The 14,516-nt window shown below is 41.1% G+C and carries 9 protein-coding genes; 3 read left to right on the top strand and 6 right to left on the bottom strand.

What is annotated here, in order from left to right; translation table 11 throughout:
* Window positions 1-33 precede the first annotated feature (33 nt).
* Together ACM0OX_RS32605 and ACM0OX_RS32600 are read right to left on the bottom strand one after the other, a co-directional pair.
* Window positions 34-1,026 (bottom strand): tetratricopeptide repeat protein, encoded by a 993-nt coding sequence (locus ACM0OX_RS32605; protein WP_414519096.1) that lies wholly within the window; start codon window positions 1,024-1,026, stop codon window positions 34-36.
* Between the two features lie 64 nt (window positions 1,027-1,090).
* On the bottom strand, window positions 1,091-2,950 hold the full coding sequence (locus ACM0OX_RS32600) for a protein kinase domain-containing protein (protein WP_414519095.1): 1,860 nt from the start codon (window positions 2,948-2,950) through the stop codon (window positions 1,091-1,093).
* 469 nt (window positions 2,951-3,419) lie between these two features.
* Between ACM0OX_RS32600 and ACM0OX_RS32595 the strand changes: the two genes are divergently transcribed.
* Both ACM0OX_RS32595 and ACM0OX_RS32590 read left to right on the top strand, forming a co-directional pair.
* Window positions 3,420-4,940 (top strand): NB-ARC domain-containing protein, encoded by a 1,521-nt coding sequence (locus ACM0OX_RS32595; RefSeq protein WP_414519094.1) that lies wholly within the window; start codon window positions 3,420-3,422, stop codon window positions 4,938-4,940.
* A 782-nt stretch (window positions 4,941-5,722) separates the two neighbouring features.
* Window positions 5,723-9,298 (top strand): plasmid replication protein, CyRepA1 family, encoded by a 3,576-nt coding sequence (locus tag ACM0OX_RS32590; protein WP_414519093.1) that lies wholly within the window; start codon window positions 5,723-5,725, stop codon window positions 9,296-9,298.
* 174 nt (window positions 9,299-9,472) lie between these two features.
* On the opposite strand, the gene ACM0OX_RS32585 is transcribed toward ACM0OX_RS32590, so the two are convergent.
* Complete coding sequence (locus tag ACM0OX_RS32585; RefSeq protein WP_414519097.1) at window positions 9,473-10,120, bottom strand: tyrosine-type recombinase/integrase; 648 nt, start codon at window positions 10,118-10,120, stop codon at window positions 9,473-9,475.
* A gap of 956 nt (window positions 10,121-11,076) precedes the next feature.
* A complete protein-coding gene (locus tag ACM0OX_RS32580) occupies window positions 11,077-11,226 on the bottom strand; it encodes a hypothetical protein (protein ID WP_414519092.1) in 150 nt (49 codons plus the stop codon).
* Between the two features lie 60 nt (window positions 11,227-11,286).
* On the opposite strand from ACM0OX_RS32580, the gene ACM0OX_RS32575 reads away from it, so the two are divergent.
* Window positions 11,287-11,982 carry a hypothetical protein gene (locus tag ACM0OX_RS32575; protein WP_414519091.1) on the top strand — a complete coding sequence of 232 codons (696 nt, stop codon included), beginning with the start codon at window positions 11,287-11,289 and terminating at the stop codon, window positions 11,980-11,982.
* A 69-nt stretch (window positions 11,983-12,051) separates the two neighbouring features.
* On the opposite strand, the gene ACM0OX_RS32570 is transcribed toward ACM0OX_RS32575, so the two are convergent.
* On the bottom strand, window positions 12,052-12,285 hold the full coding sequence (locus ACM0OX_RS32570) for a hypothetical protein (protein ID WP_229475244.1): 234 nt from the start codon (window positions 12,283-12,285) through the stop codon (window positions 12,052-12,054).
* 305 nt (window positions 12,286-12,590) lie between these two features.
* Window positions 12,591-14,414: an ATP-dependent DNA helicase gene (locus ACM0OX_RS32565; protein ID WP_414519090.1), complete on the bottom strand. Its 1,824-nt coding sequence runs from the start codon at window positions 14,412-14,414 to the stop codon at window positions 12,591-12,593.
* Window positions 14,415-14,516 lie beyond the last annotated feature (102 nt).

The following is a 14,516-nucleotide window of genomic DNA, read 5'->3' as shown; positions in this document are numbered from 1 at the left end:
ATTCCTTTTGATTTGCGTTCTCTCATATCGCTTTTAGTCTAAACTCCAGTTATTACTTTTAGCTAACTTCTTTGCTGTTGTGTATTCACTAAGAGCCTCATTAGGCAGTCCTGCTTCTAAGTAGCGATCTGCCAGTACTCTATAAATTTCAGGGTTTTCACTTCCTGCTGCCACTCTTGCCTTTAATGTTTCTATCGATTCATTTACCAGATTTTTTGACATGTATATAGTATCTAAAACCCCAACAGCAGCTTCATCAGGAGGTACTTTTACTTCGTTAACTTGTTTTACCAGTAATGCAATCTCCTGTTGCTCTTTTTCTGATAAAAGACCAAATACTAAAGGAGCATGACTTATGATTGACTTCCCTTGATACGCAAACACAATAATTCTATACACACGTCCAAATCTCAATTGAGGTTGCCCTTCTGGATATGGCAGTTTAGTATTATTTACTTGTATTTGCCAATTAACATTATTACCCTCCATCTCTACTGTGTAACTAGTAGCTCCTGGAACTGCACGCCAAGAAATTGATGGTCGGGTAGTCAAGATTCTACCGCCACTAATGTAAGGACTAATTAATCTTGGTCTTGGTACAGAGTTATCATCATCTGGCCCTTTAAGTGTAGTGGGACAGTTCTGCGGTTTAAGATTCGTACATCGATACTTATCTGCCTCAGTGACTTGTGATGGCGCACATTTGTTGGCAGCGTCAGAAATATTGTTTTGATTAATGTATAAAATTTTTCGATTTAAATAGCAAACGACTGTAACTGTGGCTCCATTCTTTGGGTGAATCTGATCTCCTGGACACAGCGGACTACCTGCTTCTAAGTAGCGATCGCCTGGACTCATCACCTTTCCATCAACATTCTTGCACTGACGCAAGGCTATTAGTTGAGATTGCCCCCATGCACTACTAGAACTTGAAACAACTAATGTTGATATTGATGCGAGTGCTACAATTTGAACTGTGAATATTTTTTTGGCTATTGCACTTGTCGAATTGTCTAAAGTAAGCATCAAAATTTTTGTATGGCTATTTGCTAGTTAGTAGCATACAGGAAACAGGAAATAAAAAAAAGGCTTAGGGCGAAGATGGCGTCACAAACTCTCCCAATAAACGCTTTAATATTTGCAATCTCCACTGCTGAACTTCTAACTGATTAGACTCAGCAATCAAACATATCTCCCAAGTCAGCCTGGCATCATTAATTTCACCTAATGCTTCTTGCGCTTGTGCTAATAAACAGTAAGCATCTGTCCTGGCATCCAGTTTTGTTGATTTCTCCAAATCAGCCTTCGCCTCGGCATAACGCTTTAACTCTAATTTTGCCCAACCTAAGTTTTTGTATAAAGTAGACTTAAATTTAATATTTTCAGTTTTTTGTAAACCTGATTTAGCTAAAGCAATTGCTACATCATATTTGCCATCTAAAATTTTCAATCTTGATAAATTATTAATGGCTGGTATTGCTTTTTTACTCATTTCAATGGCTAATATATACTGTTTTTCTGCCAAATTATACATTCGTCTATCATCATAGAAAAGTGCTAGCCCAAAACGCGATTCCCAATTGTCAGGCTTTAATTTAAAGGAATTTTCATAATTATTAATTGCACAGTCATCTTGGTTTAATTGCTGGCAAACAAAAGCTAAATTACTATAAGCATCTGCATCCCGGTTATTGTATTTAATTGCTAATTCATAATATTTTTTAGCTAACTCAAGGTCTTTGGTGCTACGGACAGCTTTATCAAAGTAAAAACTTGATATAGTCCGATTACTCTGAGAACGAATTTTTATAGCCCAGTAAAAAAAATCTTGTGCTCCCTGAGAATTATTTGCTGCTTCTAACTTTTGTCCTTGAGTTACTAGGTAGTTAGCTACTACAGGTATAGAGAGAAAGACACACCCAAAAAATCCCAAAACAATCAATGTATATTTGCTATATTGAAAAACTTTAGAATTAGCTAATCTATAATTTTTAATTTGCTGAGGTAGTTTTTCTAACCTCTGCAAAATCACTCTAGTTGTTTGCGGACGCTGCCCTGGTAAAGGAGCCATTAATTCATCAAGAAAATCAGCAAAGGGCTTGTCAATCTGCGGCGTTTGCTCTCTCCAAATTAGATTTCCTGTCTTTTTATCTGTTGGAAGATCCATCAATTGAATGCCAGTCACTAATTGCACAAAAGTCCGACCCAGAGCATAGAAGTCTGATTGAGGTACTGCTTGACCATTTACTTGCTCCAATGGAGAGTAACGAGGAGTACTGACAGATGTAATTTCGTATCGTCCTCCCCTACCTGTGCTAGATCCCCCACTTCCACTGACTTTTGCCAAGTAGGTATCAGTCACTCGCCGTGCTACACCAAAATCAATTAATGCAAGTTGTCCACTTGACTGAAGAATTATATTAGAAGGTTTAATATCTCTATGAAAAATTTCTGTACGGTGTACTTCATCAAGGATTTCAACTAACTGTCGAAGCCATTGTAATGCTACGGATTGTGAAATTCGCCCATTAGACTCTAACCATTGTTCTAAATTTTCTCCTTCAAATTTATCCATGATTAAACAATGCAATGTTAGAGAGGTATTATTCGGAATAAAAGTGAAAAAGTCATCTATAGTACTTTTAGGAATACATGGGTGTTCAATAAGCCGTAAGGTGAGAGATTCCCGCTCAATAAGATCAACTAACTGAGGTGTGTTCCATTTTAAAACTTTCATGACTCGCCGCTTACGCCCAGGATTCCATTGAGTGCCGGCATCGTCCACTTCAAAAACTTCCATATAGCTAAATGGGTTTTCGGTAAGCTCTCTTAATGGCTTAACTAGACAAATACGGTCGTTAATTAGCAATGAAGTCCCACATAAGAGACAGTGACTAACGTCATCAGGATTTTGACGTTGTTTGCAAAGAGGGTTGATACAGTAACCCATATTTTAGTATGTATAACGTAATGCATAAAAATTTACTCACACTACCTCTTGCTGTCGCAATGGAACAACATATAAATTGAAAATTTTAGGCAGCCTCATTTTAAACATCAATGTATACTACCATTAAATACCTGCATTGCTTAGTAAGAAAAGTAACAAATATCACACTAAACAATAATTACTAGAAGACTCACTGTTTAGCTAAAATGAAAATTCAGTAGCCAATTTCAGTAAATAGCCTTAAGTGTAAGTGCTAATCTTCCTCTTTTCTCTTACCGTACTCCATCCCAGATGTGTCTACAAAAGTAATTCTTATTGTAAGTAACCGACATTAGAAATTTCTATAGTACTTTTTTGAAAAAAATTAACTATAAAATGAAAAATCAAATATGATTGATACAATGCAATCTCCTCTTAAAACTAAGCCTAATCTATAAAAATGCCCATTTCGGGCATTTACTGTGTAAAAATGATTAACAAGGTTACAGTTTTTAGTACCGAATCGCAATTTCAGGCTCCTACTCACTCCTCCCTTAAGCAAACAGGCCAGGAGTCACCAAAAGTACTTTTTACGGTGAAAGTTACTTTTGAACTAGCCCTAGCTGTAGTAAATAAGTTAGTATTTGCCAAAAAAGGTAGATATCTATCCGAGGCTGAAATCCTTGTTATAAAGGGAGCGTGGGATGACAATGACTATGAAGAAATAGCAAGTAACTCATCTTACAGTCCTAACTACTTAAAAGGTGGCATAGCCCGTCGATTGTGGGATATGCTTTCTGAAACTATTGGAAATGGCGAACGGGTTGGCAAAAAGAATCTGCGTGATTTTTTGGAACAAGTTACTGAAGAATATTATGCTCAATCTGCGTCAAAAGAGGAGCCGAACTTCCCTGCCAACGACTTAATACAAGTTCTGGGAGGACAACTACCTGATGTGTCTAGTTTTTACGGACGAGTAAAGGAACTAACTCTTTTAAAAGAATTAATAGCTAAACAGCGATGTATATCCTTGGTAGGAGTAGCAGGAATCGGTAAGACTGCATTAGCGGCAAAACTTCTAGCGGAAATTAGTGCAGAATCTCAACCTAGATTTGATTATTTGATTTGGAAATCAGTTGCTCATGCACCACTACTTCAGGATTTAGTAACCGAACTGTTAGATATAATTAAGCCTTTAGAAACACCCTCAAGCTCACCTAAGTATACTCAAGCAATGATTACAATGTTGCTGAAGCAGATGCAATCACGCCGTTGCTTGGTTGTGCTAGATGAATCTGAAGCGTTATTTCAGACAAAAAATTTAGAGCAGCGACTAGATTACAGACTATTTTTTCGCCGTTTAGTAGAAGAACAGCATCAAAGCTGTTTGCTCTTGACTAATCGAATTCTGCTTGATGAGCTGAATGATCTGATAGTAGCGAAGCGACCTCTTCGATTTTTTAGAATTGAAGGTTTAGATGAAGATGCGGCAATGCAGTTTTTGTCTGAAAAAGGATTGACTGACACAGAAAAGTGCCATCAATTAATTCAAACTTATCGTGGTAATCCTTCGGAACTAGAGGCAGTAATTGAGAGAATTAATCACTTTTTTTCTGGCAGTACACAAGTATTTTTTCAAAACCCAACAACTCTTGTCAGTAGTAAGTTTGAAGCAATGCTTAATCATGTTTTTGGTCACGTATTGACAGAGATTGAGCGAAAAATTCTGATTTACACAGCAGAGGAGATAGTTTCAACTACAGAATTTATTAGCTTTGCCAAGTTATTAAGTGATATCAGGCAGAGACAGAAAGCGTCTGTGTCAACTTTAGAGTTGATTAAAGCACTAGAAAATCTGGAAAAACAATCATTGATTGAAAGCAGTAAAAATCCAGTTACTAAAGAAATTAGTTTTACTCTCCAGCCAGTAATTAAAAAGTATATCTTAACCGATCCACAAGGATTGGTGCGTGTATCCAATGCTTTGCCAAATTTAGCGGTCGCATCTTAAGCAAAAGCTTTTCATAATATTGCAGGGTAATCTACCCTACACAGAGGTGCTACCAACCCTCGATTACCCCTAAAAAAATCCTTAAAAAACGTGGAGGTCAAAAGCAAAAATCAAAACAACGTTAAACACAGAGGGCATTGTAAGATCAGAACGAACAAAAGATGGAGGTAAATATACAGGAACACAAAATTTAAAGGACAAAACGTACTTAAGAAGTAACGCTTTGTCCAAGGAGCAAAAAACTAAATAACTCCAGAGCGGGGTTATCTCACAAAAACCAAAGCGGTGGTAGTTAAAGTTTGGCGACTTGATTCCACTAACTGGTCAAAAGAGATTAAGTCCACGCTGCTTCTTGTATTATACGAGAAGTCGCACGAAACGCCTAGTTTTGTGTGGCATTTTTGCCTGTCAAAATTCATGATTTTTGTGTAAAGTTAAGTTTTGTTAAAAATGTCCCGAATTTTGTAGCTAAAAGAAGTAGCAGTGCGAATAACAGTTACCAGTTATCAGTTATCAGTTATCAGTCAGAGTCTTTGATAACTGTTAACTGTTGACTGACAACTGATGCAACCCCCTCTGAGCTTGTCAACCAAGTTATTAGGGGAAAATATTGTGATAAATAGCAAACTCAAGAGCGCAGTGTTAGAGCGCATGGGGTCGAGTGCAGCTTTCGTATGGCAATTTTGTGCTGTGACGAAGGGAAATTTTCGGAATATCCAGGCTAGAGCAAAAGTTTCGCAGCTTGAAAGAGTTCTCTCTAAGGAATTCCGAGGGGAGAACCGATGAATTCAGCGACAACTGAATATCCAAACAATCTCACGGCTGCGGAATACCATGAGTTGTTAGCTGGTAGCGCCATTCATCCGGCGTTAATTAAGCGCAACTTTTTCCACATTGAGGGAGAATCAGTTTATGATTTCCTGTTCATATCTGATAAAATCCCACGTAAGAATGGGGGTCGGGTAACAGATGGATACATAAAAATGTATCAACATCTATTACTAGGTGGGACATGGATTCAGTCACTTGACCCATTCAAAAACTGGCAACCGATGGAATGGGGAAGAATTAAGCCCAACTTCCCGCGCTTTGATTGGCACTCCTGTAAACCAGTCAAATACGAGTCACCCCCCAAAACGCCCAACCGCGTTACCTACTTTGATGTCGCTAACCCCATCTGGGACAAAGTTGCAAAGCGTTATTTAATTAAGCGCTATCATTCACTTTTAGCATTGCGCTTACTGGATCAACTCAATCCACTAATATTTTGGGAGTGGGTAAAGCAACATCCAGAGATTCCAGTTATCTTATGCGAGGGTGAGAAGAAAGCCGCTTGCTTGCTCTCTTTGGGGTTTGTAGCGATCGCACTTCCGGGAATTTGGAACGGGCGGGTCGGAAGACGGGATTTTGATGAACGGTTGCATCCTGACTTAGTACCAATGGCTCAGGCGGGGCGCAAGTTCATAATTCTTTTTGACCACGAAACAAGAGCTAAAACCAGGTGGTCAGTTTACCAAGCCACTGTTCGCACTGCAAAAGCAATCGAATCGGCAGGTTGCTTTTGTGAAGTTGCATTACTGCCGGGGCCAGAAAAAGGCGTTGATGATTTTGTAGTTAGTCGCAGTGAAGATGCCAATGCACTACTAACTGCAATTATAGACGATGCCAAATCACTCAAAGATTACCAGCGCTCGTATCGGGCTAAGAAATGGGGACTTAGCAAATACAAACCAGATGTCACAGTCAATATTAAATATTTGACCCAAGCACTCTGCATTCCGGATCTGGAGGAAAAATGTTCATCTGTCCCGCCACTTTATGATATCGCAGAAGAAAAATTGTTTACCCCAAGTGTTAGCTCTACAAGCTGTAAAGAGGGAGAAGGAAAACAAGAGTTAATAATTTCTGACTGCCCTGACCACAAACCCAGTACCCAAAATCCCAAAAAGTCTTTTCGTTTTCCAGAAATTGGACTGGTTGTACTGTGGAGCGACATGGGTACTGGTAAAACTGAACTTATGCGCTGGTGGCGTGACCAAAATCCTGATGCCAGATTTCTCAACAATGGACATCGGGTTAATTTGTTGAAAAATCTTGCCGAACGCTTGCGGACGGCGATGTATTCCGACTTGGGTTACACAGGTTTAACCCAGGCTCAAGCCCTTAGTATTACTATTGACAGCTTGCATAAGCTGAATACTCAGTCTCTCACCTACGGCTGCATATTTATAGATGAAGCCTGCCAAAACCTCACCCACTTACTGCACAGTAATACTTGCAAACAACATCGCGCCGCCATTTTGGAGGTACTGGAATATATAGTATACAACGCGCCGTTAGTGGTGATTGCCGATGCACACATGGATGACCTGACTGTGGATTTCTTCCGCTCCATGCGACCACTCGGTGAAGTACCTTACATCATTAAAAACGAATGGCGAAACGGGGAGCGCACAATTTATTGGTACGAGGGGGATAATGAGAGCGCCCTAGTCGCCCAAATCTCGGCAGCGCTGATGCTTGGTGAGAAAGTCATGGTTGCCAGTGACAGTAAGCGTTTTATCAAAAAACTCGACAAATCCTTTACTATCAAATACGAAGAATCTAACTCCGAAAAATCACATACACCACAAAAATGGCGTATCTGGTCGGTTCACTCTGACAATTCTGGCAGTGATGAAAATGTTGCTTTCATCAAAGATATCACCAACGCCGTCAAAAACTTTGATGCCTTGTTCACCTCTCCCAGTCTCGGTACTGGTGTCGATATTTCTGAGTATCATTTTGATTTAGTATTTGGTGTCTTTCACGGCGTTTCCCAAACTGCTACTGAGTGCGCTCAACAACTGTACCGTTATCGTCCAAAAGTCCCGTTTCATATTTGGGTGGCCCCGCGTCCTCCCTTTGGTTACAAGGATACCAATGCTACCAAGATTAAAGAGCGCTTGCTCCAAACCAATGAAATGACAGCTTTTCTGTTGCGGATTGACAGAGAAACGGGTAAGCGGGGAGCGGAGAAAGATTGGGCGCTTGAGGCTTACTGCCAAATTATGGCTAACCGCCACTATTCTCTCAATAATCTGCGTGATGATTTGCGATCGCTTCTCACCGAAATGGGCAATACATTTATATATGTGGGCAGTGATTCAGATCCTCAATCTCTTGAAAGTCTAAAAGCGGCAGCACAAGCTTTGGATCGTGCCCACAATTCGGCTGTTGCAAAGGCTAAGAATATTACTTTGAGCGAGTACCGTGCCCGTCAGAGCAAAGATTACCTTGACCCTAATGAAATTTTTGAATGCGAAAAATTCCGCATTTCTGATTCTTACGGCATCGAAGTTACCGAATCACTTGTAGAAATGGATAAAGGTGGTCGATTAATTAGAGCGATCGCCGGACTTGAGGCCATTTTAGCCCCACCCGAAGAATCGTTTACTGACCCCAAAACTGGGCAAAGTTATCCTACACCACCAACAATTGTCACCCAAAAAGACCGCACTGAGCGCGACAATCTACCTTTGTGCATTGACTGGGGTAATTACTCGGCACGGTGGCTGGCTAGATTTAACCTGGGGCTGCATCAAATTCTCACTTCTTTAGTTGCAGGTGATGAAGTTACTGCCGACGATTCCACCTTACTCAAGATGACGGCGATCGCCAAAAATTGTGCTGCTCACGTCAAAGCAATTCTTGGGTTTACTATTCCCAGTGACTGTAAACCTATTTGGTTGCTAGGCACTCTTATAGAGCAGCTGGGGCTAAAACTGACTTTCCGTAAACAGGGTAAACGGGGTCAACAAGTGAAACTTTTTTCTTTATCTAAAGAGGAATTAGAATTTGCAATGCATGTAATTGCTCATCGTGAAACGAAGCGCAATCAAAAAGAAAATCGAACCTATTATGCCCCCCAAACCCCTGCTGTGTATAGTGTAAGCCCTAATCAGCAGCCCGTATCCACACCCCCCCCTGATGCTATAGGGAACTCCCATTGCCAAGGGGAGGATACTACAGATGAGAGCAGGGGAGCGGAGGAGTTCTTGAGCAGAGGAGTTGAAGAGTTGAGGAACAAAGAAGAAATTTGTACAAGTTCTTTCCCCTCTGCCCCCCTGCCCCCCTGCCCCTCTGCTCTCTTCACTGATCGCGTTACGCTACTCCACTGTGTAGAAATACTTCGCTCTGGTATTTCTCGTGGAGTTGAGGCAATTAAAGGCATTCTCAAGCGATGGGTTGAAGATTTGCGCTGGGAGACAGTACTGGAACTTGAAGCGATCGCGGCAAATGAACTGCGACTTGTCGAAGCTCAAGTTCCTGAATTTTACAGCTTGCTAAGTGAAGAGGTATTGCCGATGGAGGGATAAAGCCTACGCTGCAAATGAGCTACGTAACCTAGAGCAATCTGTGCCTCATTTTTATCAGTGGCTCAATGAAGAGGTGTTGCCTATGGAATTGTAAATGGTTTTTCGGGAAAATCCTTATAGCCTTTATTTACTATCAGTCCTGTCTAGATCAACTAAAGAGTATTTCCTGATCTATCACTCCGATGATAACTTCGTGTTATCCGCATTTTGCATGTCTTGATTGTTGCTGCTCATCGATGGCGGTGATAACATCGACAACGCCGCGATCGCACCCCGGACTTGGGATGGTTCCACCTCCAGATAATTTTGCAGTTGCTCTAAGCTGCGATGTCCACTGATTTCTTGGATGACTCTCAGAGGAATTCGGGCATTGCTCATGAAAGTAAGTGCAGTTCTGCGGCAACTGTGTGTGCTTGCTCCTTCGATGTCCGCACGTTCGCAAGCTTGTCGGAAGATTAGGCTTGCATATTCTGAGTGCAAGTGACCGCGCCCCCATCGACCAGGAAACAAAAAACCGTCACGGGAGTTTGTCGGTTTGTAAGTAGCTAAGAAGTTCCTTAGTTCTGACAAAATCGGAATGCTGCGGGTAGCTAACTTTCCCTTTGTATTCCCTTTACGGATGATCAGCTCTGCTCTGATCCGTCCCTTGCTGTTATAAACATCTTTAATTTTTAGGGTAACTGCTTCATTGACGCGGCAACCCGTGTACAGCATCACGCCTATTAGGGTTCTGTCTCGCTCTGTGGTTAACCCCAAAGTAAACAGACGCTGGATTTCTTCTGCCGACAAAACCTTTGCCTTCCCGTGACGGTCAATTTTCACAGCCCCGAACCCCCGATAGTTAATCATTATCGCCGATGCTCCCGTCCCAGGATTTATTTCGGTGAAAAAAGTGTGGAACTGTACTGCAATGTGTACTAGTTTCTCTACCGTTTCCCTTTCCCTGTTCACGGACAAAGTGAAAATTGTGGCAGTTTGTCAGCAACAGAATACCCCCGTCACCTGTAGCCAGAACGGTGTACTAATGCTGTACTATTCCCCTGCCATTTAAGCGCACAGGAGAAAAAGCCGATTACCATTTGGGACTGCCATCGCTCGTGCTGCACAAGCAATAATCACCTTTATCATGATGAGCGATCGGTTGACTCAATCACTCTTCGTCCCAGTTTACCTAGCCACTACCTTTCTTCATGCCATTGGGCTATAGCCAATGCCCCTATATTGAAAAACCTAAAGATAGGTGAAAAAAATAAAATAAAAATGGCTTTATAGTTAATAAGTGATATAAAAATTTAAAGAGTATACTCTTAACAGTTAACTACACAAATATTACAGGTATAAGTTTGGGTTAAAGAAAACGGGCAAAGGTGCTTATTTTAAGAAACTTGTACAAAATTCTTCCCTGCTTCTGTTGCTTTCATACCAAATCAAGCTTATCGGAATAGCCCGCTATTTAATCGCTATCACGCCATAAAACTATAGAGTCATTTTCAGTTTATTTTTTGAGAGTGGTTTGATTCCTCTATAAAAAATTCTTCAAAAAACGGACGGGAAAAACTTGCTCCCCAAAAACTCAAACTTTTCTCCGATTGATTCCGAACTTGTCCTGAATCAATTTTCAAGGTGAGGGAGATCCAAATAATAAAATGCTATGAGCCTAGCTTTCGCCCCGAACGCGAGTGCGTCTCCCTTTGGGAGAAGGGCGAAAGCGCCAGAAATATGGTTTTAAACAATTAAATGCCTTTTCTCTTAAAACTGACTCCTCAAGAATTAAATGATTAAATGCCTTTTTTTTGGGAAATCCGAATAAGGTATTGACTATTGCGGTTATCTCGTGGCGCAGCGATCGCCTCCGGCGGGCGAGTACGCCATCGCTTGAAGAATGCGCTGACACATTTGGCGATGATAATATCAAGGTAATTCATCATGATGAATTACACGATTTAATAAGCGTGGACAGTCCCAGTTTACCTAGATGACACGTGAACATGAGCAATACAGGGCGCCAAAAAAAGCTGGCATCTTTCAACTGTGACCAAAGGATTTGGGAGCAGTTTATCGCCCGTTGTAAGTCAAACGGGACGACCGCAACAGCCACGCTGATCGAATTTATCGAACTCTACTTAGGCGATTCCCAAGATAAGGCTGATGCAATAGGTGGTAATAATTTAGACAAACGCTTAGATTCTCAGATTAAGGCAAGTGTTGAAAAGTACTTAGTTACGAGTAACAATAGTAACGCCAGTCCGACCAACGAAACAATAATAGCTATTTGCGAAAGACTTGATAAGCTGGAGTCAGAGTTTTCAAATGAATCTAATAGCAACCAAACCACAGTAATTGATAATCTCGCCAATTTAGAACAAAAAATTGAAAAGATGACAGCCCGAATGACACAGTTGGCTGAGGCGATCATTAAAATTCAAGACTATCTCAACAACCAACAAAAGCGGGGCCAAAAATCGTACTACAATAATTCATCATTCATTGCCCATACTCCTAGAATGCAACCGTTAACTGAAGAAGGTTTGGCTTCAAGACTTGGTGTAAGTGAGGAAACTGTACGTAAGGAGCGAATTAAACTCCCCCCACCGCTTTTTGTAGCATGGTGTAAGGGGAAAGATAGAGCAGGATTGGGGTGGGAATTTAACGAAAATACGGGATTATATCAGCCAGTAAGTTAGTATTTTGATTAATTTCAACTTGTAGCGGCGGATGTGCGCTCTGCTGTTGCTGTTGCCAATTTGAATTTTTTAAAATGTGATTATTTCACAACCTTCAAGCAATTCGTCATAAACAGTTAGTTGTTGTGTTTTTAAGTGATTTGGTAGTGAATCATCATCAAAGGTCAAAGTAACAATATGAGTATTTTTGAGACTAAGAGATGATTTGCTGATATCGGTTATTGCCGCACTCATACCGCTTCGAGTGCCGATCAGATACTTCACCGATTGCCCGATCTTTAACTCTGCTGCCGGAATAGCCATAGATATTAAAATAATTCGTAATTCGTAATGGGCAACTATTGGAGACGCTAAAAGCGAACGCCCCGCTACGCTAACGTAATTAAGTTTTGTAACGGTGATTTTAATTAGGCTTCAATTCGTGCGGCCTGTATTGCTGGGGAATTAAACTCCTAAACTTTGTTAAATCAGTGAACAGTCAACAGTTATCAGTCCTGGCGGCGTATAGTGGGGAACTTAAACCCAATTATCAAAACTTTTAACTGATAACTATTTAAGAGTAGTCTGGTTGGATGCGACCGTTGTTCCCATGTTGAGCATGGGTTTTATTAAAGGCGCAGAACTGCGTCAATTGCTGAATCAATCAACTCAATTGCGGTAGTCTCATAGTGATAAGTATTAAAGCGAAACTTGCCGACAAGTTCGGGCTGTTTTGACGGACGATAACTATATTTAGACTCATACATTTGTAGTGCGAGACTACCAATAGTAGTCATCTGTCCAGGTGTTGCAGTTAGTTGGCGTTGTTGTAGCCTAGAAGCGATAGTAACAGTAGACGCAGATGTTGTCGCACAAGTGGTTTTTCTGGTGTTGCTCAAACTCTGCCAGATTTCACTAAGTTGCTCAACAGGTGAAATGAGGAGATTAGTTAGTCCAGTAAAACGCTGGGCGGGTTTATCAGTAGCGACAGCAGTTTTCAATGCTTCATGCTGTCCAACTGCGATGAATGTACCCATTGCGCGAGTCATAGTCGTGTAGAGCAGCTGACGGGTTAACATCCGGTAATTAGCCCTGACCAATGGGAAAATCACATAAGGAAATTGGCTACCTTGACTCTTGTGGCAAGTTATACAAAACGAGTGCATAATTTGCTCGAAGTCTCCAGGATAATAATTAACAACTGCACCGCCCTCCCAAGAGATTGTAACCAAAAATTTTTCCGGCTCCACAGCAATAACCTGACCGATCTCGCCATTCATTACAGGCGGGACAGTTTCATAACGGTTTTTCAGTTGGATTACGCGATCGCCCGCACGGTAGACAACCGACCCAGAGACAACTTGTGGTTGATTTTCTTGTTTGGGATTAAAGATAGGGGCAAGAAGCAGATTGAGATTGTGAACTCCACAGTCTCCTTGTTTTTGGGGCGCTAAGATTATTAGTTGTTGATTTAAATCAACACCTGACTGGCTAATAGCTTTAACCAACTCAACGATGGCTTGGGAGGTCGCTTGGGGCGAATCTTTTAGAATCATTGCACAGTCACCGACATCCATCCAATCAGAAACTTGATTAAAATTGTGCAGTGTAGGGACTATGCCAGAATTGACATCATTAGCGGCATAAATAATTGGGCTTTCATGCCGTTGGCGATAAATCGTCCGTAATCTTGTAGTTGGCACGAGTTCAGAAACAATTAAATCTCGCAAGACCATTCCTGCGCCAATACTGGGCAATTGATCAAAGTCCCCTACCAGTACAATTCTGGTTTTTTTGTCCAAGGCTTTGAGTAGCGAATTGAACAGAAATATATCAACCATTGAAAATTCATCAACGATTAGACAATCAAGATTTAGAGGATTCTCCTCGTTATAAAGAAAAACCGCATTGTTTCCCTGCCATTGTAATAAACGGTGAATGGTAGTTGCTTCAATGCCTGTAGCATCTTTCATCCGGTTAGCAGCTTTCCCTGTTGGAGCGGCAAGTGCAATCGCTTTATCAGTATGCATGAACCATTCAACCAAGGTTTTCAGTACATAAGTTTTCCCTCGACCAGGGCCACCAGTAATAATGCTAATTGGATGTTTGGCTGCCATCATCAAGGCGCTGATTTGTTCATCACTTAAACGTGAAAGTTGGCGATAGTCAGTAGTTTGGAATTGGGCTAACCAGTGTTCTAAATGTTCAGTGGGGTGAGTCGGTTGCTCAAGGAGAGCAAGAATTTTCAAAGTCACAGAAAGTTCAGCCCGATAAGCAGCTTTGAGATAAACACTATTACCAACATCACCCGAAACTAAAGTCCCCTTTTCGAGTAACTGTTGAATGATTGTATTTAAAAATTGAACATCGGGCGTATGCTGTGGTGAAGAAAGCAGGTCAGTGGCAATACTTACTAATTGCTCAAACGGTAAAAAACAATTTCCTTCACGCAAGCCGGATTTTAAAACATGGATTAAAGCTGAGATATAACGAGTATCGCTCAGGGTAAGAGCATCTCAATCAGGCTTGACGCAAGGAATCAGAAGAATCTAATA

Source organism: Nostoc sp. PCC 9305 (genome assembly GCF_963920915.1).
Lineage (GTDB): Bacteria > Cyanobacteriota > Cyanobacteriia > Cyanobacteriales > Nostocaceae > Nostoc.
The sequence above is the reverse complement of the archived record's forward strand: the minus strand, read 5'-3'. Positions and strand labels throughout refer to the sequence as shown.

Coding starts and splice junctions, on each gene's coding strand:
- ACM0OX_RS32605 (WP_414519096.1), bottom strand. CDS start 1,026: ATGCTTACTTTAGACAATTCGACAAGTGCAATAGCCAAAAAAATATTC.
- ACM0OX_RS32600 (WP_414519095.1), bottom strand. CDS start 2,950: ATGGGTTACTGTATCAACCCTCTTTGCAAACAACGTCAAAATCCTGAT.
- ACM0OX_RS32595 (WP_414519094.1), top strand. CDS start 3,420: ATGATTAACAAGGTTACAGTTTTTAGTACCGAATCGCAATTTCAGGCT.
- ACM0OX_RS32590 (WP_414519093.1), top strand. CDS start 5,723: ATGAATTCAGCGACAACTGAATATCCAAACAATCTCACGGCTGCGGAA.
- ACM0OX_RS32580 (WP_414519092.1), bottom strand. CDS start 11,226: ATGATGAATTACCTTGATATTATCATCGCCAAATGTGTCAGCGCATTC.
- ACM0OX_RS32575 (WP_414519091.1), top strand. CDS start 11,287: ATGAGCAATACAGGGCGCCAAAAAAAGCTGGCATCTTTCAACTGTGAC.
- ACM0OX_RS32570 (WP_229475244.1), bottom strand. CDS start 12,285: ATGGCTATTCCGGCAGCAGAGTTAAAGATCGGGCAATCGGTGAAGTAT.